At 66.4% G+C, this 25951-nt stretch carries 19 protein-coding genes; 10 read left to right on the top strand and 9 right to left on the bottom strand.

Going from position 1 to position 25951, the window contains the following annotated elements; genetic code table 11:
* Positions 1–6: 6 nt before the first annotated feature.
* Together WJU17_RS11190 and gltB are read right to left on the bottom strand one after the other, a co-directional pair.
* On the bottom strand, positions 7–1425 hold the full coding sequence (locus WJU17_RS11190; RefSeq protein WP_346327481.1) for a glutamate synthase subunit beta: 1419 nt from the start codon (positions 1423–1425) through the stop codon (positions 7–9).
* A 1-nt stretch (position 1426) separates the two neighbouring features.
* Positions 1427–6094, bottom strand: a complete 4668-nt coding sequence (gene gltB / locus WJU17_RS11185; RefSeq protein ID WP_346327480.1) for a glutamate synthase large subunit — start codon at positions 6092–6094, stop codon at positions 1427–1429.
* A gap of 343 nt (positions 6095–6437) precedes the next feature.
* Here gltB and WJU17_RS11180 point away from each other — a divergent pair, with 343 nt between their 5' ends.
* Both WJU17_RS11180 and WJU17_RS11175 read left to right on the top strand, forming a co-directional pair.
* Entirely contained in the window at positions 6438–7691 is a 1254-nt protein-coding gene (locus WJU17_RS11180; protein ID WP_346327479.1) for a cytochrome P450, read from the top strand.
* The gene (locus tag WJU17_RS11175; protein ID WP_346327478.1) at positions 7688–8509 is read left to right on the top strand and encodes a transglutaminase-like domain-containing protein; all 822 of its coding nucleotides are present in this window, start codon (positions 7688–7690) and stop codon (positions 8507–8509) included. Before WJU17_RS11180 ends, WJU17_RS11175 begins: the two co-directional genes overlap by 4 nt.
* Before the next feature lie 8 nt (positions 8510–8517).
* Here the strand turns inward: WJU17_RS11175 and WJU17_RS11170 are convergent, their stop codons facing one another.
* Positions 8518–10692 carry a TonB-dependent siderophore receptor gene (locus WJU17_RS11170; protein ID WP_346327477.1) on the bottom strand — a complete coding sequence of 725 codons (2175 nt, stop codon included), beginning with the start codon at positions 10690–10692 and terminating at the stop codon, positions 8518–8520.
* 123 nt (positions 10693–10815) lie between these two features.
* Positions 10816–11700, bottom strand: a complete 885-nt coding sequence (locus tag WJU17_RS11165; protein WP_346327476.1) for a LysR family transcriptional regulator — start codon at positions 11698–11700, stop codon at positions 10816–10818.
* A gap of 104 nt (positions 11701–11804) precedes the next feature.
* On the opposite strand from WJU17_RS11165, the gene ilvD reads away from it, so the two are divergent.
* On the top strand, positions 11805–13478 hold the full coding sequence (gene ilvD / locus WJU17_RS11160; RefSeq protein ID WP_346327475.1) for a dihydroxy-acid dehydratase: 1674 nt from the start codon (positions 11805–11807) through the stop codon (positions 13476–13478).
* Here ilvD and WJU17_RS11155 read toward each other — a convergent pair.
* The gene (locus tag WJU17_RS11155) at positions 13475–14167 is read right to left on the bottom strand and encodes a winged helix-turn-helix transcriptional regulator (protein WP_346327474.1); all 693 of its coding nucleotides are present in this window, start codon (positions 14165–14167) and stop codon (positions 13475–13477) included. The genes ilvD and WJU17_RS11155 overlap by 4 nt on opposite strands.
* 59 nt (positions 14168–14226) lie before the next feature.
* On the opposite strand from WJU17_RS11155, the gene WJU17_RS11150 reads away from it, so the two are divergent.
* Genes WJU17_RS11150 through WJU17_RS11135 form a run of 4 tightly spaced genes read left to right on the top strand, consistent with a single transcriptional unit; the run spans position 14227 to position 16305 of the window.
* Positions 14227–14643, top strand: coding sequence for a VOC family protein (locus WJU17_RS11150; protein ID WP_346327473.1), 417 nt, complete (start codon positions 14227–14229; stop codon positions 14641–14643).
* 52 nt (positions 14644–14695) lie between these two features.
* On the top strand, positions 14696–15052 hold the full coding sequence (locus WJU17_RS11145; RefSeq protein ID WP_346327472.1) for a DUF1428 domain-containing protein: 357 nt from the start codon (positions 14696–14698) through the stop codon (positions 15050–15052).
* Between the two features lie 4 nt (positions 15053–15056).
* Positions 15057–15533, top strand: coding sequence for a VOC family protein (locus WJU17_RS11140; RefSeq protein ID WP_346327471.1), 477 nt, complete (start codon positions 15057–15059; stop codon positions 15531–15533).
* A gap of 13 nt (positions 15534–15546) precedes the next feature.
* Entirely contained in the window at positions 15547–16305 is a 759-nt protein-coding gene (locus tag WJU17_RS11135) for a VOC family protein (protein ID WP_346327470.1), read from the top strand.
* A 1-nt stretch (position 16306) separates the two neighbouring features.
* Here the strand turns inward: WJU17_RS11135 and WJU17_RS11130 are convergent, their stop codons facing one another.
* Together WJU17_RS11130 and WJU17_RS11125 are read right to left on the bottom strand one after the other, a co-directional pair.
* Entirely contained in the window at positions 16307–17356 is a 1050-nt protein-coding gene (locus tag WJU17_RS11130; RefSeq protein WP_346327469.1) for an alcohol dehydrogenase, read from the bottom strand.
* A gap of 54 nt (positions 17357–17410) precedes the next feature.
* A complete protein-coding gene (locus WJU17_RS11125; RefSeq protein ID WP_346327468.1) occupies positions 17411–18745 on the bottom strand; it encodes a YhjD/YihY/BrkB family envelope integrity protein in 1335 nt (444 codons plus the stop codon).
* A gap of 381 nt (positions 18746–19126) precedes the next feature.
* On the opposite strand from WJU17_RS11125, the gene WJU17_RS11120 reads away from it, so the two are divergent.
* The 3 genes from WJU17_RS11120 to WJU17_RS11110 are packed head-to-tail and all read left to right on the top strand — an operon-like array spanning position 19127 to position 21745.
* Positions 19127–20194: a 3-oxoacyl-[acyl-carrier-protein] synthase III C-terminal domain-containing protein gene (locus WJU17_RS11120; protein WP_346327467.1), complete on the top strand. Its 1068-nt coding sequence runs from the start codon at positions 19127–19129 to the stop codon at positions 20192–20194.
* Between the two features lie 2 nt (positions 20195–20196).
* Positions 20197–20871, top strand: a complete 675-nt coding sequence (locus WJU17_RS11115; RefSeq protein ID WP_346327466.1) for an iron-containing redox enzyme family protein — start codon at positions 20197–20199, stop codon at positions 20869–20871.
* A complete protein-coding gene (locus tag WJU17_RS11110; RefSeq protein WP_346327465.1) occupies positions 20864–21745 on the top strand; it encodes a hypothetical protein in 882 nt (293 codons plus the stop codon). Before WJU17_RS11115 ends, WJU17_RS11110 begins: the two co-directional genes overlap by 8 nt.
* 4 nt (positions 21746–21749) lie before the next feature.
* Here WJU17_RS11110 and WJU17_RS11105 read toward each other — a convergent pair whose 3' ends face one another.
* Positions 21750–24821 carry an efflux RND transporter permease subunit gene (locus tag WJU17_RS11105; protein ID WP_346327464.1) on the bottom strand — a complete coding sequence of 1024 codons (3072 nt, stop codon included), beginning with the start codon at positions 24819–24821 and terminating at the stop codon, positions 21750–21752.
* Positions 24822–24834: 13 nt separating this feature from the next.
* Positions 24835–25923, bottom strand: a complete 1089-nt coding sequence (locus tag WJU17_RS11100) for an efflux RND transporter periplasmic adaptor subunit (protein WP_346327463.1) — start codon at positions 25921–25923, stop codon at positions 24835–24837.
* Positions 25924–25951 lie beyond the last annotated feature (28 nt).

Below are 25951 nucleotides of genomic sequence, written 5' to 3'. Positions count from 1 at the left end.
GGCGGATCAGCGGGGCAGCTCGGTCGTGCCCATCAGGTACAGATCGACGGCGCGGGCGGCCTGACGGCCTTCGCGGATCGCCCAGACCACCAGCGACTGGCCGCGCCGCATGTCGCCGGCGGTGAACACCTTGTCCAGCGAGCTCTGGTAGCGGATTGTATCCGCCGCCACGTTGCCCCGGCCGTCCAGGTTCAGGCCCAGCTGATTGATCATGCCCTCGTGGACCGGGCTGACGAAGCCCATGGCCAGCAGCACCAGATCGGCGGGAATCTGGAACTCGCTCCCCGGGATCGGCTGCATGCGCTCGTCGACGCGGACGCAGTTCAGGCCCGTGACGCGGCCATTGACGCCCTCGAAGCTCACCGTGTTCACGGCGAAGTCGCGCGCGGCGCCTTCGGCCTGCGAGGAAGAAGTGCGCATTTTCATGGGCCAGTTCGGCCACACCAGCGGCTTGTTCTCGCGCTCCGGCGGCTGCGGCATGATCTCGATCTGGGTCACCGACAGAGCGCCCTGGCGGAAACTGGTGCCAATGCAGTCCGAGCCGGTGTCGCCGCCGCCGATCACGACCACATGCTTGCCCGTGGCGACGATTTCCTTAACGTTGCCGACCGGCTCGCCGCCCACGCGGCGGTTCTGCTGGGGCAGGAAGTCCATGGCGAACTCGATGCCGTCCAGCTCGCGGCCGGGAACGGGCAGGTCGCGCGCCTTTTCCGCGCCGCCGGTCAGCAGCACGGCGTCGAACTTGCCGAGCAACTCCTGCGCATCCATGTCGACGCCGATATGCACGCCGGTCTGGAACACGACGCCTTCGGCCTGCATCTGCTCGACGCGGCGGTCGATGATGTGCTTTTCCATCTTGAAGTCGGGAATGCCATAGCGGAGCAGGCCACCGACCTTGCGGTTCTTCTCGAACAGGGTCACGTCATGGCCGACGCGCGCCAGTTGTTGCGCCGCCGCCATGCCCGCCGGACCCGAGCCGACGATGGCCACGCTCTTGCCCGTGCGGTAGGGCGCCGGGCGTGGCTCGACCCAGCCTTCCTGGAAGGCGCGGTCGATGATGGCGCATTCGATGGTCTTGATGGTGACCGGCTTGTCGTCGATGTTCAGCGTGCAGGCCGCCTCGCACGGGGCGGGGCAGATGCGGCCGGTGAACTCCGGGAAATTGTTGGTGGAATCCAGCGTGATGAACGCTTCCTGCCACTCGTTCCGGTACACCAGGTCGTTGAAGTCCGGGATGATGTTGTTCACCGGACAGCCATTGTGACAGAACGGAATGCCGCAATCCATGCAGCGCGCCGACTGTTTGTTCAGCTCTTCCGGCGGCAGCGGGATGACGAAGTCCTTATAGTGCTTTACCCGTTCCTCGACCGGCGCGTACTTGCGGTCGGCGCGGTCGAATTCCTTGAAACCGGTTGGCTTGCCCATCTCAATGTCCTCCGGCGTTCGCGGCCATGGCGCGCTGTACCTTGCGCTTGGCCTGCAATTGCTCCAGCGCCATGCGGTAGTCGACCGGCATGACCTTGATGAACTTGGGCAGATACTCGGCCCAGTTTTCCAGGATTTCCCGCGCCCGGTCGCTGTTCGTGTAGTGCACGTGCTTCTTCAGCAGCAGGCACAGGCGCTCGGCGTCGAAGCGGGTCATGTCGTGGTCCAGCTCGACGATGCCGTGATTCTCCAGGTCGCCCTGCAGGTGCAGGACCCGGTTCATCATGTCGTCCTCGGCCGGCAGCGGCGCGATCTCGACCATGGCCATGTTGCAGCGGCGCTCGAAATCGCCGGCCTCGTCCAGCACATAGGCGATGCCGCCCGACATGCCCGCCGCGAAGTTACGGCCGGTCTGGCCGATGACCACGACGACGCCGCCGGTCATGTACTCGCAACCATGATCGCCGACGCCCTCGACGACGGCGGTGGCGCCCGAGTTACGGACCGCGAAACGCTCGCCGGCGACACCCCGGAAATAGCATTCGCCGGAAATGGCCCCGTACAGCACCGTGTTGCCGACGATGATGCTCTCGGGCGCGGCGAACTTGCTCTCATGGTGCGGATAGATGACGATCCGGCCGCCGCTGAGGCCCTTGCCCACATAGTCGTTGCCTTCGCCCGACAGCTCGAACGAGACGCCGCGCGCCAGGAAGGCGCCGAAGCTCTGGCCAGCGGTGCCGGTCAGCTTCACGCTGATCGTGTCCTCGGGCAGGCCGCCATGACCATAGCGCTTGGCCACTTCGCCCGACAGCATGGCGCCGACGGTGCGGTTGACGTTGCGGACCGGGATCTCGATCTGCACCGGCGTGCCGTTGACCAGAGCGGGCTGGGCCTGCTCGATCAGCGCGCGGTCGGGAATATCCCAGATGCCGTGCTTCTGGCTTTCCACGTGCCGGATGGCGACGCTGTCGTCCATGTCGGGCTTGTGGAACAGCCGGGTGAAGTCCAGACCCTTGGCCTTCCAGTGATCGTGCGCCTTGCGCATGTCGAGCAGGTCGACGCGGCCGATCATGTCGTCCAGCTTGCGGAAACCCATGCTGGCCATCAGCTCGCGCACTTCCTCGGCGACGAAGAAGAAGTAGTTGATGACGTGCTCGGGCTGGCCGGTGAACTTCTTGCGCAGGTCCGGGTCCTGGGTGGCCACGCCGACCGGGCAGGTGTTCAGGTGGCACTTGCGCATCATGATGCAGCCGGCGGCGATCAGCGGCGCGGTGGCGAAGCCGAATTCGTCGGCGCCGAGCAGCGCGCCCACGACGACATCGCGTCCCGTGCGCAATCCGCCATCGACCTGCACCGAAATGCGGCCGCGCAGACGGTTCAGCACCAGGGTCTGCTGGGTCTCGGCCAGGCCGATTTCCCAGGGCGAACCCGCATGCTTCAGCGAGGTCAGCGGGCTGGCGCCGGTGCCGCCCTCATAGCCTGAAATGGTGACGTGATCGGCCTTCGCCTTCGAAACGCCGGCCGCGACCGTGCCCACGCCCACTTCCGACACCAGCTTGACGCTGACCCGGGCGGACGGGTTGACGTTCTTCAGGTCGAAGATCAGCTGGGCCAGATCCTCGATGGAATAGATGTCGTGATGCGGCGGCGGCGAAATCAGGCCGACGCCCGGCGTGGAATGCCGCACCTTGGCGATGATCTCGTCGACCTTGTGGCCGGGCAGCTGACCGCCCTCGCCGGGCTTGGCGCCCTGGGCCATCTTGATCTGGATGTCGTCGGCATTGACCAGGTATTCGGCGGTCACGCCAAAGCGGCCGGATGCCACCTGCTTGATGGCCGAGCGCATGGAATCGCCATTGGCCATGGGCACGAAGCGGTCCGGCTCCTCGCCGCCTTCGCCGGTGTTCGACTTGCCGCCGATCCTGTTCATGGCGATGGCGAGCGTGGTGTGCGCCTCGCGGCTGATCGATCCGAACGACATGGCGCCCGTGGCGAACCGCTTGACGATGTCGCTCGCGGGCTCGACTTCATCGAGCGGCACGGGCTCGCCCGCCGGCTTCAGGACGAACAGGCCGCGCGGCGTCAACAGGCGCTCGCCCTGTTCGTTGATCTGGGCGGCGAACTCGCGGTAGCGCTCCTGGCTGTTGCCGCGCACCGCATGCTGCAGGGCGCTGACCGTGCCCGGTGTCCACAGATGATCCTCGCCGCGGATTCGGTAGGCATAGTCGCCGCCTACGTCCAGCTGGTTGCGATAGACCGGCGAGTTGCCGAACGCCAGCTGGTGGCGGCGCACGGTTTCCTCGGAAATCTCCGGCAGGCCGGCGCCCTCAATGCGGGTCGGCGTGCCGTAGAAATAGTCGTGGACGAACTGGGTCGACAGGCCGACGGCGTCGAAGATCTGGGCGCCGCAATAGGACTGGTAGGTCGAGATGCCCATCTTGGACATGACCTTGAGGATGCCCTTGGAAATCGCCTTGATGAAACGCTCGATGGCGTACTTCTCGGAGATGGCTTCGTCCAGATGCGGCAGCATGTTGACGATGGTGTCGAAGGCCAGCCACGGATTGATGGCCTCGGCGCCATAGCCCGCAAGCAGGCAGAAATGATGCACCTCGCGCGCCTCGCCCGTCTCGATGACCAGGCCGGCGCCGGTGCGCAGGCCCTTGTCGATCAGGTGGTGGTGCACGGCCGAGGTCGCCAGCAGGGCCGGGATCGGAATCCGGTCCTGGCTGACCGCCCGGTCGGACAGGATGACGATGTTGTAATCAGCCATCACGCCGGCTTCCGCTTCCTGGCAGATGCGGTCCAGCGCCGTCTTCAGTCCTTCGGGGCCGTCGGCGGCCGGGAAGGTGGCGTCGATGGTGATGGTATGGAACGGATTGCTGGCGACGTCACCGATGTGGCGGATCTTCTCCAGGTCGGCATTGGTCAGGATCGGCTGGTGCACTTCCAGCCGCTTGTGGCCGCCGGCGCCAAGGCCGAGCAGGTTCGGGCGCGGACCGATGAACGAGGTCAGCGACATGACCAGTTCCTCGCGGATCGGGTCGATCGGCGGGTTGGTCACCTGGGCGAAGCGCTGCTTGAAATAGCTGTAGAGCGGCTTGGGCTGGTTCGACAGCGCCGGGATCGGCGTGTCGTTGCCCATGGAGCCGATGGCTTCCTGGCCGGTCAGCGCCATCGGCGCCAACAGGACACGCAGGTCCTCCTGGGTATAGCCGAAGGCCTGCTGCTGCTTCAGCAGCGGCACGGTGGTGGCCGGCTCGTCGAGGCCGTTGCGCTCGGGTAGCTGCTCGAGCTGGATCTGCGCGGCATCGAGCAGCTTCTGGTATGGCTTGGCCGAGGCCAGCTGCGCCTTGATTTCCTCGTCGTCGATGATGCGGCCCTCGATCGTGTCGATCAGCAGCATCTTGCCCGGCTGCAGCCGCCACTTCCGGACGATCTTGCTCTCCGGCACCGGCAGAACGCCGGCTTCCGAGGCGAGGATGACCACGTCATCATCGGTAATCACATACCGGGCGGGACGCAGACCGTTGCGGTCCAGCGTGGCGCCGATCTGGCGGCCGTCGGTGAAGGCCACGGCGGCGGGGCCGTCCCACGGCTCCATCAGCGCGGCATGATATTCGTAGAAGGCGCGGCGCTGGTCGTCCATCAGCGGGTTGCCGGCCCAGGCTTCCGGGATCAGCATCATCATGGCGTGTGCCATGGAATAGCCGCCATGCACCAGCAGCTCGAGCGCGTTGTCGAAATCGGCCGAATCCGACTGGCCTTCCGGAATCAGCGGCCAGAGCTTTTCCAGGTCCTCGCCATAGACTTCCGAGCGCAGCGCGTCGCGGCGCGCGTTCATCCAGTTGATGTTGCCCCGCACCGTGTTGATCTCGCCATTGTGGCAGATGAACCGGAACGGGTGCGCCAGCTTCCAGGACGGGAAGGTGTTGGTGGAAAAGCGCTGGTGGACGAGCGCCAGCGCCGATTCCATCAGCGGGTTCTGCAAATCCACATAGTACTGGCCGACCTGGGTCGCCAGCAGGATGCCCTTGTACAGCACCGTGCGCGAGGACAGCGACGGGATGTAGTACCAGTCGTAGACCTCGTCGCCCATGCCCTGAACGGCGGACGAGACCACCTTGCGCAGGATGTACAGCTTGCGCTCGAAGGCATCGTCGTCCAGCACGGCGGCGCCGCGGCCGATGAAGAACTGCTTGATGACCGGTTCGGTCTGCTTCAGCGCTTCGGAGAAGTCGGAATTGTCGACCGGCACGTCGCGCCAGCCGAGAAAGCGCTGCCCTTCCTGGACGGAAGCCGCTTCCACATGCGCCATGATCTGCTGCTGCAACGCTTCGTCGCGCGGCAGGAAGATGACGCCGACGCCATAATGGCCGGCCTTTGGCAGGGTAATGTCGAGCTTGCCCGCTTCGGTGCGCATGAACGCATCCGGCACCTGGATCAGGATGCCCGCGCCGTCACCGGCCTTCGGGTCCGCGCCCACGGCGCCGCGGTGATCCAGGTTCAGCAGGATCTGCAGGCCCTGCTGCACGATCTCGTGGCTCTTCTTGCCCTTGATGTTCGCGACAAAGCCGATGCCGCAGGCATCATGTTCCTGCTGCGGATCGTAAAGCCCCTGCGCCTTTGGCGGTCCGGGCAAAATGAAGTCCCTGTCTGGCTTCGACATCTTGGGGTGTCTCCCTTCAGGCCGCGAAAACACCACGTGGCCGTCTTACGGGGTCACGGGCGTTCTCCGGTCTTTTCTTAAAGGCCGTTAAGAGTACCGATTCGCCGGAAGGATACAAAGCCCCAAGGCCCAGAGGACGGTGGCCGAGGCTCCGTCCGGTGGAAAGGGGCTGCAGAACTCCCGGCAATCCTGCGCCATCGTCTCGGCGTGAACCGCCGATTTATATCAGCATTACTTACCTTTTTTCCCAAGGGCGGGCAACCAGTTTATCTATCCGCCGCGCCGCCGCCGCGCTACACTTCGGCCCCGTTTGACGGCGGAACGCCACCAGGGAGACGGCGCGATGACCGACCTTGCGAGCATCAATCTTGTCGATTCGGACACGCTCGAATGCCCGTTTCCGGCCTATCGTACACTGCGCGAGCAGGCGCCTGTCTATCGCATGCCGCAGACCGGTTTCTGGGTCGTCAGCCGCTATGATCTGGTCATGGAAGCGGTTCGTGACACCGCGACGTTCTCCAGCCAGATCAACCAGGCCTCGTCCGCTGGCGGCCACCCCGAGGTCGCCGCGCTGTTCCAGCAGGAAGGCGTGCCCTTCGCCAGCACGCTGATTTCCGCCGATCCGCCCGAGCATACCCGCTACCGGAGCCTCGTCAATCGCGCGTTCACGGCAGGACGGGTGCGCGGAATGCAAGGCTACATCCAGCAGATCGTCGATGAACTGATCGACGGTTTCATTGCTGACGGCGAGGTGGAATTCGTCGCCGACTTCGCCATCAAGCTGCCCATCTACATCATCGCCGACCAGCTCGGCGTGCCGCGTTCGGACATGCAGAAGTTCAAGGACTGGTCCGACGCCTCGGTCCCCATCGGCCTCGACATCGGCAAGGACGCCGAGCTGGCTCGTGCCCGGCTGGTGATCGAGTTCCAGAAGTATTTCCTCGAGCGGATCGAGGAGCGCCGGCATGCGCCCAAGGACGATATTCTCGGCGATCTCGTCGCCGCCCGGCTGGAAGACGGCCGGCCGCTCAACGGTTCGGAACTGCTGTCCATCATCCAGCAATTGCTGGTGGCGGGCAACGAGACCACCACCAACGCGCTGGCCGCCGGCATGGTGCTGCTGATCGAGAACCCGGATCAGCTGGCGCTGCTCCGGGCGGGCGACGACAAGACCATGCGGACGTTCTGCGAGGAGGTGCTGCGTCTGGAAGCGCCAGTGGCCGGCCTGTTCCGGGTGACCACCCGCGACACGGTGCTGGGCGGCACCGAAATCCCCGCCGGGGCGCTGGTCAATCTGCGGTGGGCGGCCGCCAACCGGGACGAGCGGGTGTTCGAGAATCCCGATGCGCTCGACGTGTGCCGCCGCAACGCGGGCGCCCAGATCGGCTTCGGCGTGGGTGTCCACTTCTGTGTCGGCGCCATGCTGGCGCGGGAAGAGATGTTCCTGGGCTTCAAGACGCTGCTGCGCCGGCTCGACAACATTCGGCTGGTCAGTGAGGCCGACACCAGGGCGCATCACGCCAACTTCATCCTGCGCGGCCTCAAGCAGTTGCGGCTGGCGTTCGAGCCGGCGGAGGCCGCGAGAGCCGCCGAATGAGCCCAGCCGAGCACGAGGAAAGGCTGCGCGAGATCGGCGCGGCGCAGGATGAGACCATGCCGCTCGCGGAAGCGGCGCTGCGCCTTGCCGCGCTCGATCATCCGGGCCGCGAGGTCGAGCCATATCTGCGCCATCTGGACGATCTGGCCGCGCCGCTGGCCGGAAAGGTCGTTCCCGCCGCCGCCGACCGGGCGGACGCGCTGTCCTCGATGATCCATATCGATCATGGTTATGGCGGCGACCGCGAGACCTATGACGACATGGTCAACGCCGACCTGATGGCGGTGATCGACCGGCGCAAGGGGTTGCCCGTCGCGCTCGCCATCCTCTACATCGAAACCGCCCGCCGGGCCGGCTGGCCGGCCTGGGGCCTTGATTTTCCGGGCCATTTCGTCTTTCGCCTGGACGGCGAGGCGGACCGGGTGATCCTCGACCCGTTCCATGCCGGCGTGACCGTCGAGCCGCCCGCGCTGCGCCAGCTGCTCAAGACCTATGTGGGGCCGGAGGCCGAGCTGGAGCCGAAATATTACGAGCCCATGCCCGACCGGGCGATCCTGCTGCGGCTGCTGAACAACATCAGGGGCCGCGCGCTGCAGGGCGGCAAGGCCGAGCGGGGCCTCCAGATCATGCGCCGCATGCTCCTCATCGCCCCGGCTGAGCCACAGCTTTGGCTCGAAAGCGCCGCAATTCAGATGCAATCCGGGCAGCTGAAGGGCGCCCGCGAGGCCGCCGAGGCGTGCCTCGCGCTCGCGCCCGAGGCCGCCATGAAGCAACAGGCGGAGAAACTGCTGGCGACGCTCCGGCGCGACCTGAACTGAGGCGCGGTCTAGAGATCCAGCGAAGCCGAGATCGACAGGGTGCGCGGGTTGCCGAGCACCAGGTAGTTCGAACCCGGGTAGCCGCCGACCGAGGCCCAGTAGTTCTTGTTGGTCACGTTGTCGAGGCGGGCGCGCAGGACCACGTCCTTGCCGCCGATCTCCAGCCCGTAGCGCACGCCGAGGTCGAGCCGGTTCCAGGACGAGACGTCGATGGTGTTGGCGGAGTCGGCGAACTGGGACGAGGTGTGGACGAAACGGCCGTCCAGGGTCAGGCCGGGCAGGAAGGGCACGTCCCATTCCAGATTGATGTTGGCCTGGAAGTCGGGCACCCCGACCGGATCGTTGCCGTCGAAGGCGCCGCCGGCGGTGCGGGTCATGGTGGCGTCGAGCAGGGTCAGGCCGCCGATGACGCGCACGCTGTCGAAGACCTGGCCGTAGAGGCTCAGTTCCGCGCCGCGGTGGCGCTGCGAGCCGTTGATCCCGAAGGTGCCGTTCTCGACGAAGGCGATGGGCTTGGACAGGGTGAAGACGGCGAGGGTGGCGCCGAACGAGCCGCCATCGTACTTCACGCCGGCCTCGATCTGGTCGGCCTTGTAGGGCGAGAACACCTCGCCGGCATTGGAGACCGGCGTGCTGCCGCTTGTCGCGGGCGCGACCTCGCCGGGCACCAGGCTCTCGATGTAGTTGGCATAGAGCGACAGGCTCTCCGTCGCCTTGAAGACGATGCCGCCCATGGGCGTCACCGCGCTCTTGTCATAGCCGGACAGGAAGCCGCCGGTGTTGTAGTCGAAGCTCTTGTTCTCCAGCGTCTGGTAGCGGGCGCCCACGGTGATCAGCAGGCGCTTGTCGAACAGCGAGATCATGTCGGCGACGGCGATGCTCCTGGCGTCCCGGGTCTCGGTGACGAGCGGGTCGTCGAGATCGCCGCCGACGAAGAAATCCGGGGTCGGCGGCGTCACCGCGACGGGATTGTAGAGGTTGCCGGCAAAACCGGCGAAGCTGGAGAACGCATAGGCGTTGCGGGCGCTGAGCGAGTAGATCGAGCCGGAGACGACCAGCCGGTGGCCGATGCCGCCGGTTTCGAACTCAGCGCGGACGCCGGCTTCGCCCGACCAGATCCGGTCCTTGCGGCTATTGTCGAAGCGGTAGGCGCTGGTGTCGCCATTGGCGAGGGCGCTGGGGTTGGACAGCACGTTGGCTTCCTTGCCGCTGCGGGTGCCGCCCGCGACCCAGGCGGTCACGGCGTCGGTGACGTCGTATTCGGCGCGCACCACGGCGAACAGCTGGCGCTCGTGGCTGTAGGTCCAGGGCTGGGCGAAGTTGGACTTGGCCTTGGGCGGCTCGGGAATGGCGCCCAGCGGCGTCACGCTCGGGCGCGGCGCGTCGATGTCGTGATCCTGGAACCCCACATCGGCCGAGAGGCGCAGCCGGTCGCCCTGGTGGTCGAGGCCGAGCGACAGGGCGGTCAGGGCGCGGTCCTGGCCTTCGACCGCCGTCTCGCCGTCGCGGTGGGTGGCGTTGACCCGGATGCCGGTCTCGCCGTTCTGGCCGAACCGGCGCGCGATATCCACCGCGCCATAGACATGCCCCTCGCTCTCGAAGCCGGCGGTCAGCCGGTTCAGCGGCTCGGACGGGGCGCGCTTGGGCACCAGATTGATGGCGCCGGCGATGCCGCTGCCCGACGGCGCGGCGCCGTTGAGGAAGCTGTTGGCGCCCCGGAACACCTCGACGCGCTCCAGGAATTCGGCGGCCACGTACTGGCGCGGCAGGATGCCGTAGACGCCATTGTAGGTCATGTCGTCCGAGTAAACCGGGAAGCCGCGGATGATGTAGACTTCCTGGAAGTTGCCGAAGCCGCGCGCCGGGCGCACGACCGGATCGTTCTGCAGCACGTCGGCGACGCTGCGGGCCTGCTGGTCCAGCATCAGCTCGGCCGTATAGCTAGTCAGCGAGAACGGCGTGTCCATGTTGTCCAGATTGCCGAACATGCCGACGCGGCCGCCGCGCGCCACTTGGCCGCCCTCATAGGCCGGTACCAGCTCGACCTGCGAGCCATAGCCGGTGACGATGACCTGCTCGGGCGCCTTCTTGGTGTCCTGCGCCTGCGCGCCGTTCGCGATCAGCGCGGTGGTGGAGAGGATCAGCGCCGCATGGCGGCGGCTGGCGGAACGGAAAACGCGCATGGGGAACATCTCGCCTGAACGGTGAAAGGGCTGGCATTCGTGCGGCGGACGATATTGATAGGCAGTATCACTTGCAAGTCGCGTTTGCGCGGTAACGGCCGCTTTCCTTGCATGGCTGTAAGGTCAGGCGCTCAGTGAAACGAGATGGGCAAGGGCGGATGCATCGTTGTCACGGCGCCAGGCCAGACCGGTTTCCATGACCGGCGGCGTATCCGACAGCGGCAGATAGGCGACGCCTGTTCGCGCCATATCGCGCAGGGATTCGGGTACCAAGGCGATGCCCAGGCCCGCCGCCACGAGGCTGACGATGGTCTGCATCTGCATGGCCGCCTGACCCATGACCGGTGCCGCGCCGTGTCGGGCATAGTAGCCGGTGATCAGGTCATGCAGCGCGGGCGCGCCATGGCGCGGAAACAGGATCAGCGGGGCGTCCGAGATCGCATCGAAGGCGGGCGCCGCCGGAATCTTTCCGGTCTCGACCCAGTCCAGCGGCACGGCGGCGATCAGCGGCTCGCGGCGGAGCATCCGATAGGTCAGAGGCGCGGGCAGGAGGCGTCCGGGCGGCGCGATCAGAAGGCCGGCATCGGCCGTGCCCGAGAGCAGCGCCTCGATCTGTACGTCGCTCGTCGCTTCGCGCAGTTGGATATCCACCTCGGGAAACCGCGCCTTGTAGCCGCTGACAAGGCCGGGCAGCAGGCTGTAGGCGGCGGTGCTGACGAAGTCGATCCTCAGCGTGCCAATCTCGCCCCGCGACAGCCGCCGGGCGGTCTCAGGCAGCTTTTGGGCATCCTCCAGCACCTTGCGCGCATGCGGCAGGAACTGCTTGCCCACCGCGGTCAGGGCCACGCTGCGCCGGGTGCGGGTGAACAGCACGATGCCGAGATCCTGCTCCAGCAGCCGGATGCTCTGGCTGAGCGGCGGCTGTGTCATGTGCAGCTGTTCGGCGGCGCGCCCGAAATGGAGCACGTCGGCGACGGTGACGAAATGCCGCAACTGACGAATGTCCATGGCGTCTCCTGATATGAAAAATCTCTTAATAAGCCGCCTATAATATATTTCACACGAAACTTAGCCATGGCTAGCGTGGCGTCTCCTCAGCAAGGAGAGTTCTCATGGGTTTCGATCACCGCTCCCGCGCCATCACCCAAGGTGTCGACCGCTCACCGAATCGCGCAATGTACTACGCGCTCGGCTACGAGAAGGCGGATTTCGACAAGCCGATGATCGGCATCGCCAACGGCCATTCCACCATCACGCCGTGCAATGCGGGCCTCCAACCGCTCGCCGATGCCGCGGTGGAGGCGATCCGGTCGGCGGGTGGCAATCCGCAGATCTTCGGCACGCCGACCATCTCCGATGGGATGGCCATGGGCACCGAGGGGATGAAGTACTCGCTGGTCTCGCGCGAGGTCATCGCCGATTGCATCGAGACCTGTGTCCAGGGCCAGTGGATGGACGGCGTGCTTGTCGTCGGCGGCTGCGACAAGAACCTGCCCGGCGGCATGCTCGGCATGATCCGCGCCAACGTGCCGTCGGTCTATGTCTATGGCGGCACCATCAAGCCGGGCCGCTGGAAAGGGCAGGACCTGTCGGTGATCTCGGCCTTCGAGGCGGTCGGCGCGTTCAGCGCGGGCCGCATGAGCGCCGAGGATTTCGAGGGCATCGAGCGGAACGCCTGCCCGACGACCGGATCGTGCGGCGGCATGTATTCGGCGAACACCATGAGTTCCTCGTTCGAGGCGCTGGGCCTGTCGCTGCTCGGCTCGTCCAACATGGCCAACACGGATGCCGAAAAGCACGAGTCGGCGGCGGAGTCCGGGCGAGTTCTGGTGGCGGCGGTCAAGGCCGGCATCCGTCCTTCCGACATCATCACGCGGCGCGCCATCGAGAACGCGGTCGCGCTGGTCATGGCGACGGGTGGGTCGACCAACGCGGTGCTCCACTATCTCGCCATCGCTCATGCCGCGGGTGTCGAGTGGTCGCTGGACGATTTCGAGCGGGTGCGCCGCAAGGTGCCGGTGATCTGCGACCTGAAACCTTCGGGCAGATACATGGCTGTCGACCTGCACAAGGCCGGCGGCGTCCCGCAGGTGCTGAAGCTGCTGCTGAAGGCCGGCCTGGTGCATGGCGACTGCCTGACCGTGACCGGACGTACCCTGGGCGAGGAACTGGCGGCGGTGCCCGGGACACCGCCCGCCGGGCAGGACGTGATCCGTCCGGTTGGCGATCCGCTCTATCCGGAAGGGCATCTGGCCGTTCTGCGCGGCAATCTGGCCGAAGGCGGCGCGGTCGCCAAGGTGAGTGGCCTCAGGAGTCTCGCGATCACCGGTCCGGCGCGGGTCTTCGAGGACGAGCAATCGGCGATGGCGGCGATCCAGTCGGACCGGGTCAAGCCGGGAGATGTTCTGGTTCTGCGTTATCTCGGCCCGCGCGGCGGACCCGGAATGCCCGAGATGCTGGCGCCTACCTCGGCCCTGATCGGGCGGGGGCTGGGCGACAGCGTGGCATTGGTCACGGACGGGCGGTTCTCGGGAGGCACCTGGGGCATGGTCGTCGGCCATGTGACGCCGGAAGCGTTCGACGGCGGCACGATCGCGCTGGTCCGGGATGGCGACAGCATCACCATCGATGGCCGGCGGGGTGTCCTGCGACTGGATGTCGACGATTCCGAACTGGCCTCGCGCCGCGCCGCGTGGCGACAGCCCGCGCCGCGTTACACACGCGGCGTGCTGGCCAAGTACGCCCAGCTCGCCCGCTCGGCCAGCGAGGGTGCGGTGACGGGTTAGCGCTCGATCTTGGGCGGCAGGGGAAACAGCGTAACGAAACGCTCGGCGAGCGCCCTGTCGCCCTTGATGGCCAGGGTGCCCTGCGCCTCAAGTTCCGTCAGGGGAACACCGCCATAGACCGCCGCGGCCATGACGGGCGGTGTGGTGGTGAAGGTGACCTGCGCGCCTTCGACAGGACCGCGCCTGATATGGATGCCTCCACCCAGCAGCCGGGCGAGGAAGATCTCGTTGCCCAGCCTGAATCCGACGCGCGTGTCGAGATCCCTTGCCCGTTCGGCGTCGATCATGGTGCGGAAGGACAGGAACAGCGACACGGCGCTGAACGGCAGGGTCGGGTCGTGCAGCGGCGAGCGGGTCGCCCAGCGTCCCAGCGCCTGGAAGATCGGCTCGCTCTCGTAGCCCCAGGGGGTCAGTTCATAGACCTGCGTCGAGGCGGGAGGCGGCAGCTTGCGTTTGACGAGCACGCCGACGGCCTCGAGCCCTTCCAGCCGCTGCGTCAGCACGTTGGCGCTGATGCCCGGCAGGTCGGCGCGCAAATCGCTGAAACGCTTGGGACCGAGCATCAATTCACGCATGACGAGCAGCGCCCAGCGCTCGCCCACCAGGTCGAGGGCATGGGCCGCGCCACAGGCATCATCGTAAGTCCGGCCGAGGATGCCGGTCTCTTTAGTTGTTTTTTCTAACTTCATGGTTGTTTTTATTAACCATAGGCGGTAGGAAGGTCAAGTCACCTTAGGGGAAGTGTCCTATGTCGAAGATGATTTTCATCAATCTGCCCGTCGCCGATCTGGGAAAGGCGACCGCTTTTTACGAAGCGCTCGGCGCCGTGAAGAACGGCCAGTTCTCGGACGAGACCACGACCTCCTGCATGGTGTTCTCGGACACCATCCACGCCATGCTGCTGACCCATGACCGGTTTCGGGACTTCACGTCGAAACCGATCGCGGATGCCCATGCGGCCACCGAGGTGCTTGTCGCGCTCTCCGTCGAGAGCCGGGCCGAGGTGGATGAACTGGCGACCAAGGCGATCGGTGCGGGCGGCCGCGCCGATCCCGGACCGGTGCAGGATCATGGATTCATGTACAGCCGCAGTGTCGAAGACCCGGACGGACACATCTGGGAAATGTTCTGGATGGACGTGAACGCCGCGCCGGACGCGGCCTGAGACATGTGACGAGGCCGCCAGTCAACCCATCAGGCAAACGAGGAGAAGCAAGATGAGCTACGTAGATGGATTCGTGATCGCCGTGCCCACGGAAAACAAGGAGGCCTATCGCAAGCTCGCCGCCGACGCGGCGGTGATCTTTCGGGATCATGGCGCGCTTCATGTGGTCGAGTGCTGGGGCGATGACGTGCCCGAGGGCAAGGTGACGGACTTCCGCGGCGCCGTGAAGGCAGAGCCTGGCGAGACGGTGGTGTTTTCCTGGATCGTCTGGCCGTCCAAGGCCGCCCGTGACGAAGGCAATGACAAGGTCATGGCCGACCCGCGCATGGACATGGGCGCCGAAATGCCGTTCGACGGCAAGCGGATGATCTTCGGCGGGTTCGAGCCGATCGTCGACGAACGGGGTTAGGCCCATGTCCAGGATCAGCCATTGCCTGTGGTTCGACGGCAAGGCCGAGGAGGCGGCGCGCTTCTACGTGTCGCTTCTGCCGGATTCGCGGATCGACTCGGTCATCCCCTACAGCGTCGATGGGCCGGGCGGCGCGGCCGGAAAAGTGATGCTGGTGGAATTCACGTTGGCGGGCCTGTCCTACCAGGCGCTGAACGGCGGACCTCACTATCAGTTCACGCCGGCGATCTCCCTGTCCGTCACCTGCGAGGATCAGGCCGAGGTGGACCGCCTGTGGGCGGCGTTGTGCGACGGCGGCACGCCCGTCCAGTGTGGCTGGGTAACCGATCGCTACGGCTTGTCGTGGCAGGTCGTGCCGCGCGCATTCATCGACATGATGAAATCGCCGGACAAGGCGGCGGTGCGGCGCGCGACCGCCGCGATGATGACCATGATCAAGCTGGACGTGGCGGCGCTGGAGCGCGCCTTCGCCGGCGAATGAGAGGAGAGCGTCCATGGGACAGTCATTCTTCTGGTACGAACTGCTGACCACCGATCCGGCCGCCGCGGCGGATTTCTATGCCGACGTGGTAGGCTGGCGGCCGCAATCCTACGACGATACCGGCGCGTACACGGTGCTGCATGCGGGCCAGCGCGGGATCGGCGGCATCATGAAGCAGCCAGAAACGCATCGGGCCACGGGCGCGCCGCCCTGCTGGCTCGGCTACATTCACAGCCCGGACGTGGATGCGGACACGGCCGCGATCATGCAGGCAGGCGGCATCGTTCATGAGCCGCCTTTCGATGTTCCCGATGTGGGGCGTCTGGCGGCGGTGGCCGACCCCCAAGGCGCGGTTTTCATGCTGATGACGCCGCAGGGACGCGAAAGGCCGCCTGTCGCGCCGATGACGCCAGGCCATGTGGGCTGGCACGAACTTTACGCCAATGACTGGAGCAGCGCGTTCGATTTCTATGCCGGGCAGTTCGGCTGGATCAAGACCGAGGCGATGGACATGGGCCCGATGGGCACCTACCAGCTGTTCGCGACGGACGGCGAGTCCTGCGGCGCCATGATGAACAGGCCGGAGGGCGTGCCCGCGCCGGTCTGGCAGTTCTATTTCATCGTGCCGGCCATCGACGCGGCGGCGGCGCGGGTGATCGAGCGTGGCGGCCAGATCCTGATGGGCACCCATCAGGTTCCGGGTGGCAACTGGATCACCGTGTGCAGCGACCCGCAGGGCGCCGTATTCGCGCTGGTCGGTCCCGAACGCTAGGTCAGGGGCGCAGCACGACGCGGCCGGTGATCTTGCCGGCGCGCAGATCATCCAGGGTGGCGCTGGCCTGGTTCATGGGGCGTTCGGCGACCGGGATCGGATCGACGGCGCCGCGCTTGACCATGTCCAGCATCTCCTGGGTGTCGGCCAGCGAGCCCACGAACGAGCCCTTCAGCTGCATGGATGTGAAGGGCAGCATGGGGATCGGCATGGCGAAGCCGCCGCCGAACAGGCCGACGACCACGGCGGTGCCGCCCTTGCGCAGGCTGTTGCGGGCCAGCGCGAACGAGCTTTCCGAGCCGACGAAGTCGATGGCCGCGAAGACGCCGCCGCCGGTGTCGGCCTTGATCTGCTTGACGATCTTGGCGTCGGACGCGTCATAGGCGGTGCCGGCGCCCGCCTTCTGGGCCGCCGCCATGCGCTCGGCGCTGATGTCGGCGACCAGCGGCGCCTTGTTGAACAGCGCCTTGGCGAACTGGACGCCCATCATGCCGACACCGCCGACGCCCACGATCAGAATGGCGTCGTCCGGGCCGGGCTCGCCGATCTTCTTCAGGGCGCTGAAGGCGGTGACGCCCGAGCACATATAGGTCGCCGCGAGGCCTTCGGGCACGCCGGTGTAATCGAGCAGATACTTCTCGTGCGGGATCAGCACATGATCCGCGTAGCCGCCGGGAATCTGCACCCCGAGCTGGCGCGGCGCGTTGCACAGATGTTCGTCGCCCCGGGCGCAGACCGCGCATTCGCCGCAGCCGATCCACGGAAAGGCCACGCGCTTGTCACCTACCTTGGCCGTCCTGGCGTCCGGGCCGACGGCCACCACTTCGCCCTCGATCTCGTGGCCCATGGTGAAGGGCAGCTTGATGCCCCGCGTCATGTCCAGCTTGTTGCCGCCGCCCATGTCGAAATGGCCATCATGGATGTGCACGTCGGAGTGGCAGACGCCGCAATGGGTGACCTTGAGCACCACTTCGGCGCCCTGCGGCACGGGGGTGTCGCTCGTCACTTCCTCGAGCGGCTGTCCGAAACTGGTGATCGCCTGGCTTTTCATGATCTGTCCCCGATGCTGCGTTTGGCGGCATTAGGCGGCGGGGGCGTCCGCTTGTCAACCGGCGGGCGGCACCGCCGGAAAGTCCACGGGGGTGGCCGAGCCGGGCTCGATCAGCGACCGGATGGTCTGGGTGTGCAGCACCGCGTCGCGTGCCCGGTCGGCGGCGTCGATCACCGCGCAGGCCTCCATGTCCTGCGGCGGTTTCAGCTTGGACTGGGTGCCCGTGGAGTCCGCGTTGCGCAGGACGGTCAGCACTTCGCCCAATGTCACCGCCGATGGATCCCGTGCCAGCATCAACCGTTGCGGCTTCTCGCCGCTCTCGATGACGATGCCGCCGTCCAGCAGCGCGCAGACCGTCCATTCCACCGCCGGGTCGGGCGCGTCGATATGCTTGGCCAGCTCCGGCGTCGACCACGGCGGCATGCCCTTCTGGAAGCGCTCGGCCATCTCCCGCAGGATGGCGATGGCGATGACCTCGCGGGCGCGGGCGCTCAGCTTCAGGGCCTCCGGCTCGACCGTGGCATATTGCGGATTCTGGACGTAGCAGGCGATGGACGAGCCGAGGAGAAGGATCAGCCAGCCGCCGTAGAGCCAGAACATGAAGATGAACAGGGTCGCGAAGGCCGCGTAGATGGCATAGCTGGCCGAATTGGTCAGGAAGGCGGCGAACATCCACCCCCACAGTTCCCAGAGCGCCGCCGCGATGGCGGCGCCGATCAGCGCCGGTTTGAACTTTACCGAGGTGTTGGGCACCATCATGTAGACGAAGGTGAACGCCGCCACGAGGATGAGGTACGGCACGATCTGGCCTGCCCAGGCGACGATGGGTTCGACGGCGGGGCGATGGGTCAGCCAGTCGACGAAGCTGTCCGTGGCCAGCGCCGAGGTCAGGCTGATGGCGCCGAAGATCAGCAGCGGACCGACCAGCAGCACGCTCAGATAGATGGCGAAGGTCTGGCCCAGGCTGCGGCCGCGCTTGATGTGCCAAGTATAGTTCAGCGCGTCCTCGATCTTCTGCATCAGCAAAAGAACGGTGTAGATCAGCATCAGCAGGCCGACACCGCCCAGCAAGCCGACCTTCACATTGTCGACGAAGGCGATGATCGTATCGGTGAGCTCGTGCGCCTTCTCGTATCCGATCGGCTCCAGCAGACGGTAGAGAAGTGGCGCGATCTGGTTGTGGACGCCGAAGCCCTTCAACACCGAGAAGCTGACGGCGAGCAGCGGCACCAGCGACAGGAGCGTGGTGTAGACCAGGCTCATGGCCTGCAAGCTGAGATGGCCGTGGGTGATGTCCCGCACGCCCGCACGAATGACCCGCAGAACAAGGGCCCGGCGCTGCACGCCTTCGGGCAGCCAGCGCAAGGGCGCCGGTCCGGTCAGCGTCATCCAGTGGCGCCGTGCACTGTCGACGCGGCGCCTCGGCCATGAGCGGCGCGAAGCGGGCTTTGTCTCGTTCGTGTTCAGATCGACATCCTTGCGTCGTTCTCCTACCGCGGAGAAAATCTCCGTGATGGCAGCATACCTTAACAACGCCGTGACGACGCATGTAATGACCGCGATAAAAACGCCGTCGCATGGGCGAGGTTCCCGCCCGCGTCCCGGCGCGCGCCGGTCGGCCCTCGGATATCGTGAACGCGCGCAACGCGTTAGTGTGAGCGTGATGATGAGCCGGACGACCCGTCCGGCGATGAGGAGTGCGCGATGAATTCCGTCTACATAACCGCATCCGGCCAATGTCTTCCGGGCGCGCCAGTCGGGAACGACCGGATGGCGGACCATATCGGCCGGCTTTCACCCGAGGCCGAGCGCCTAGGACGGCTGACCTTGCGCCAGAACCGCATCCGCACCCGCCACTACGCCATCCGGCCCGACGGGAGCAGTGACTGGACGGTGGCGAGACTGGCCGCCCGCGCGGTGGATGACGTGCTGGGCGGCGCCGAACTGGACGCGGCCGACGTGGGATTCCTCGCCACCGCGACGACGCAGAACGACACGATGGTGCCGGGGCTCGCCAGCGGCGTGCACGCGGAAGCGGGTCTGCCGCCCATGGAAATCGCCAGCCTGCAAAGCGTGTGCGCCAGCGCCATGATGGCGCTGAAGACCGCATGGCTGCAGGTCGCCGCCGGCGAACACAGGGCGGCGCTCGCGGTGGGCGCCGAATTCTCCAGCCGCTATTTCCGGCCGGGTTTCTATCAGGACACGGCGACCCTGCGCGAGGACGGCACTCTGCCCGGCGATGCCGAGTTCCTCCGCTGGACGCTCAGCGACGGCGCCGCCGCCGTGCTGGTCGAGGACAGGCCGGCGCGGCGCGGGCCGTCGCTGCGGATCGACTGGATCTCGCTGCGATCCTTCGCCGACCGTTTCACGCCGTGCATGACCGGCGGCGCGGTGCGCACGGAGGATGGCGGCATCAAGCCTTGGAGCCTGCATGACGGCATCGGCGAGGCGGCGCGCGCCGGCGCGTTCCAGCTGCGCCAGGACGTGGACGCGCTCTACCGGATGTTGCCCGTGTGGATGGGCGAGTTCATGCGGCTGGTCGACGAGGGCAAGATCGATCCGGGGGCGGTCGACTGGTTCCTGTGCCATTTCTCGGCGCACAGCCTGCGCGAGGAGATGGTCCGGCTGGCGACCCGCGCCGGCTGCATGATCCCGGAGGAGCGCTGGTTCACCAATCTCTACGACAAGGGCAATGTGGGCGCGGCCTCGCTGTTCCTGCTGATCGACGATCTGATGAAGTCGGACAGGCTGCGGCCGGGCCAGCGCGTGCTGTGCGCGGTGCCGGAAAGCGGCCAGTGCGTGATGGCCTATGCGGCGATGACCGTGGTGGAGGGTTAAGAATGACCGGGGACAGCGCGATCGAGGCGACGCACCGCGGACTGGCACGGGTCTGGATCGATTTCGAGAGCGCGCTTTCGCAGGTGCCCGTGATCGCGCGCCTCCTTTCGGGCCGGCTGCGTCCCGAGGATTACCGCCGGCTGCTGCTCAATCTGCGCCAGCAGGTGGTGGAGGGCAGCCGCTGGATCATCCGCGCCGCGTCCAATCTGGGTCCCGCGCATGAAGAGCTGCGCTCGCTGTTCGTGCTGCACGCGGCGGCCGAGCACCGGGATTACCGGATGCTGGAGGACAATTATGTCGCGGCCGGCGGTGTGCGCGAGGACATCCTGTCGGCCCGGAAGAACATCGGGTCCGAGGCGCTGTCGGCGTTCATGTACCAGGCGGCGTCGAAGGCCGATCCGGTCGGGCTGCTGGGCGCCATGTTCATCATCGAGGGGCTGGGCAACCGGCTGGCGCGGTCCTGGGGCGAGGCGGTGCGGGCGCAGCTGTCGCTGGGCGAGGAGGCCGTCAGCTTCCTGCTCTATCACGGCGAGAATGACGGCGATCACCTGGACATGTTCGACCGGGCGCTCGCGCTGGCGGTGCGCGGTCCCGCGGAGTCGGAGGACATCGTGCGGCACGCCAGGATCGTCGCCCGGCTCTACCGGCTGCAGCTCGAGGAACTGGACAATGTCTGAGCCGGCCGTCCCCGGAACGCCGTATGACCGGCGCGATCCCGATCCCTGGCTGGCGCTGGCGCTGGACCGCTCGCTGCCGTTCGATCCGGCGGCCAAGGCGGCGCTGATTCGCGGACAGGCCTCGCGCAGCCGGCAGTTCCTGCTGCCGGTGGTGCGGCCCTTTTCGCGGCTGGTCATCGTGCTGGCGCAGCTGATCCACATGGTGACGCCGCGCTGGCCGCACGCGCCGCGCTTCCTGCACTGGAGCATCGCGTTCGGGATGAAGCATTTCCTGACGCGGGACGCGAACACGCTGATCCTGCGCCATTTCCATCTCGGCGCGCAGATCCTGCGGTTCATCGCCGACAACGCGACGCCGGGTTTCCGGCCCGAACTGGAGCCGATGACGCCGCGGCGGACCGATGACGTGCGCGCCAACCTGTTCCTCAATCACGACCTGAACATGTACAATTTCCTGATCCAGCTGAATCAGGAGCTGGCGCGCCGCGGCGCCGTGGTCGGCCGGGTCGAGCATCTGGATTTCTCGGCCATCACGGACGAGATCGTGCTGGACGAGATTCCCGAGGGCCGCTTCAATGTCATCGATCTGCACACGGCCATCGAGCTGTACACGCCGGCCTATGCGCTGCTGCTGACCGACCGGGATTTCTGGCGGGCGGCGAATTCGCTCCAGCTCGACGAGACCATCGGGCTCTACGCGGCGCGGCTGACGGGCGAGGAAAAGCACCTGGCGATGATCAACAACCGGCATCCGCTGGTGCCGTTCTCGACCTTGCAGGCCGGCTTCCGGCTGGTGCTGCACGGCCTGTCGACGGAAGTGCTGCACGGTTTCCTGCGCGAGCTCAAGGCACGGCGCGCGGCGGACGCGCCGTGACGGCTCAGGGGATTTGCGGGTGCGGCGCGATGGCGCGCGCCTTGTCGCTCTGGTCGCGGGCCATCAGCATGTAGACGGCGGGCACCACGAACAGGGTGAACAGGGTGCCGATGCCGAGGCCGGTGCTGATGACGAGGCCGATGTCGAAGCGGCTCTTGGCGCCGGGGCCGTCGGCGAGCAGCAGCGGGACCATGGCGACCATCATGGCGACGGTGGTCATCAGGATGGGGCGCAGGCGCACGGCGGCGGCCTGTTCCACGGCATCGCGCTTGCTCAGGCCCTTCTGGATCTGCAGCTGGTTGGCGAAATCCACGATCAGGATGCCGTTCTTGGCGATCAGGCCGATCAGCGTGATCAGGCCGACCTGGGTGTAGATGTTGATGCTGGCGAAGCCCAGGGTCATGAACGCGAGCGCGCCGGCGATGGACATGGGCACCGACACGAGGATGATGATCGGGTCGCGCCAGCTTTCGAACTGGGCGGCCAGCACCAGGTAGATCACCAGGATCGACAGGAAGAAGGTGAAGACCAGCGCGCTGCCTTCCTGGGCGTACTGGCGGGATTCGCCGGTGTAGTCATAGGTGAAGCCCTGCGGGAAGCTGTCCTTGGCGGCCCGTTCCAGCGTGTCCAGCGCCACGCCGAGAGTGATGCCGGGCGCGGGTACGCCTTCGAGGGTTACCGAGTTGAGCTGCTGGAACTGGGTGCGCTTGCTCGGTTCCACCGTGTCCTTGAAGGTCACGATGGTCGAGAGCGGTACCAGATCGCCGCTGCCGGCGCGGACGTAATAGCTGTCCAGCAACTCGCTGTTGGCGCGGAAGTCGCGCGCCACCTGCGGGATCACCTCGTAGCTGCGGCCTTCCAGGCTGAAGCGGTTGACATAGGCGCCGCCGAGCATGGCGGACAGATTGCCGCCGACTTCCTGCATGTCGATGCCCAGCTGCGCGGCGCGTTCCCGGTCCACTTCCACGGTGGTGCGCGGCCGGCTGAATTCGGTGGATTTGCGCAGGAACATGAACTGGCCCGATGCCATGGCCTTGCCAAGCAGATCGCTCGCGACCTGGTCCAGTTCGGTGAAGTCGTGGTGCGAGGTGATGACGAACTGCACGGGAAAACCGCCGCCGCTGCCCGGCAGGCTGGGACGCGGGCCCATGTTCACCTGCACGCCGGGGATCTGCGACACCTTGCCCTGGATCTCCGGGTAGATCTCGAACACCGACCGTTCGCGTTCGCTGCTGGCGACCAGCTTGAAGCCGCCGAAGCTCAGGCTGGGGTCACCGCTGCCGCCCAGCATCAGGAAGCTGTGGCGGTATTCGGGAATGGTCTCGAACTGCTTGACCATCTCGCGGGCATAGGTCTGGACGTAGTCGATGGTCGCGGTCTGCGGCGCGCTGGTCTGGACGAACAGGATGCCCTGGTCTTCCGGCGGCGCCAGCTCGGTCTTGGTGGTGACGAACATGAAATAGATGCTGGCGAGCACCACGGCGGCGAACACCATGGTCACCGGCACATAGTTCAGCGACCCGTGCAGCACCCGCTGGTAGCGGTCCGACAGGGACTGGAAGAACTGCTGCACCCGCTGCTCGAAGCGGCCATGTTCCGAGTGCGGTTTGAGGATGCGCGAGGCCAGCATGGGCGACAGGGTCAGCGCCACGATGCCCGAGATCAGCACCGATCCGGCGAGGGCGAAGGCGAATTCGACGAAGAGGGTGCCGACGAGACCGCCCATGAAGCCGATCGGGGCGTAGACGGCGACCAGCGTCGTGGTCATGGAGATGATCGGCACCACCAGTTCGCGGCCGCTGGCGATGGCCGCCTGGAACGGGGTCATGCCCTCGACGATGTGCCGGTCCACGTTCTCGACCACGACGATGGCGTCGTCGACGACGAGGCCGATGGCGAGCAGCATGGCGAGCAGGGTCAGCAGATTGATGGAGAAACCCATCATCAGCATCAGGAACGCGCAGCCGACCAGCGCCAGCGGCACGACCACGCTGGGAATGACGGCGGCGCGCAGGGATCCGAGCGAGATCAGGATGACGAGCAGCACGATCAGCACCGTCTCGCCCAGCGTCCAGAACACCTCGTCGATGGATTCGTCGATGTACTCGCTGAAATCCACCGCCAGATCCATCTCGAGGCCGGTGGGCAACTGGGATTCGATGTCCGGCAGCAGCGCCCGCACCGCCTTGCTGACCGCCAGCGGGTTGGCGCCGGGCGTGGTCTCGACGAACTGGAACATGGCCATCTTGCCGTTGTACCAGCTGGTGATCTCGTAGTTCTTCGAGCCAAGCTCCACCGTGGCCACGTCGCGCAGGCGCACCATGCGGTCGCCGTCGGCGCGCAGCACCATGTCCTGGAACTTGTCGGGATCGCGGATGTCGGTCTCGGCGCTCATGTCGATGGCGACGGCGGCGCCCTTGGTCTTGCCCGCGGCGGCCAGGTAATTGTTGGCCCGCAGGGCGGCGGCCACGTCGTCGGCGGTCATGTCGTGGGCGGCCAGCCGCGCCGGATCCAGCCAGACGCGCAGCGCGAAGGTCTTCTCGCCGATCAGGCCGGCCTTGGCGACGCCCGGTATGGCCTGAAGCTTGGGCTGGACGACGCGCAGCAGGTAGTCGGTGATCTGCGACGGCGTCATCTTCTCGCTGAAGAACGCGACGTACATCAGCGCCATGTTGTCGCCGGTCGAGGAACTGATGACCGGGTCCTCGGCCTCGCGCGGCAGCACGTTGCGCTGGCTCGCCACCTTGGCCTGGATTTCCGAGACCGCCGCGTTGGGATCGTAGTTCAGGCGCATGTGCGCCTCGATCACCGACGTGCCCTGGGTGCTGGTGGAGGAGATGTAGTCGATGCCGTCCGCTTCGGCGACGGCCTGCTGCAGCGGCGTGGTGACGAAGCCTTGGATGACGTCGGCGCTGGCGCCCGGATAGGTGGTGCGTACCGTGACCACGGTGGTCTTGGTCTCGGGATATTCGCGCAATTCCATCATGGCGATGGAGCGCAGGCCGATCAGCAGGATCAGCAGGCTGATCACGCTGGCCAGCACGGGCCGGCGGACGAAGATGTCGGTCCACCTCACCGCCGGCGGCCCGTCATGGCGCGTTCACCGCCTGCGGCGGAGCGACGCGGTTGTCGACGGCGACGGTCACGCCGTTGCGCAGCTTGTTCTGGCCGACGCTGACCACTTCCTGACCGGCCTTGAGCCCATCGAGGATCTCGATGGCGCCGCCGCGGATTTCGCCGGTCTTGATCGGCGTCGTCTGCACGATGCGCGCGCCGTCCTTGTCGACGATCAGGAACACCGCGTTGCCGTAGGGGTTATAGGTGACCGCCGATTGCGGCAGGGTCAGCACCGCGCGCTCGTCGGGCAGGCCGACCGTCATCTGCGCCGACATGCCGGGGCGCAGTGTCCTGTCCGGATTGGCGATCGTTGCCTGCACCGCCACGCTGCGCGACGCGGCATCGACCTGCGGGCTGACGGCGGTCACCTTGCCGGTGAAGGTGCGCCCGGGGAACGAGGCGACGGCGAAACGCACGTCCTGTCCCTGGCCGATGGCGTCCAGATAGCGCTCGGGCAGGGTGAAGTTGGCATAGATCGGGTCCATCTGGCGCAGCTCGACCATGGGCGTGCCGGCCTGGATGAACTGGCCCAGATTGACCTGGCGGATGCCCAGCCGTCCCGAGAAGGGCGCGGTGATGGTCTTCCTGGCGATCACGGCCTTCTGCTCCTCGGCCTGCGCCAGCAGGCTGTCGAGGCTGCTTTTCGAGGTATCGAGCCGGGCCTGCGAGACGTGGCCCTGGCCGATCAGGCGGGTGTCGCGCTCGAACGTCGCTCGAGCCAGCGCCACCTGCGCCTCGAGAGATTTCAGTCGGGCCTGTTCGGTGGAAGAATCGAGGCGCACGAGCGGCGTCCCGCGTTTCACTTCGGCGCCGGATTCGAACAGGATTTCCCGCACGATGCCGGCCGTCTCGGCGGTCAGATCGGTGCTCTGGACCGCGCGGAGCGTGCCGACGGCGGTCAGCTCCGAGCGCCAGGTTTCCTCTTTCACCACGGACGAGGAGACGGCGGCGGGCGGCGGCTTCATGTTCGCCATGGTCGCCGCCATCTTGGCACCCTGATAGGCCTTCCAGCCGAAAATGCCGCCGAGCACGACGACCAGGGCCAGCACCATGATGAGCATTCGTTTAATCATGCGTGAATGAGTGCCA

Source organism: Iodidimonas sp. SYSU 1G8, from assembly GCF_039655775.1.
Classification (GTDB): domain Bacteria; phylum Pseudomonadota; class Alphaproteobacteria; order SMXS01; family SMXS01; genus RI-34.
This window is presented reverse-complemented; position numbering and strand designations above follow the sequence as displayed.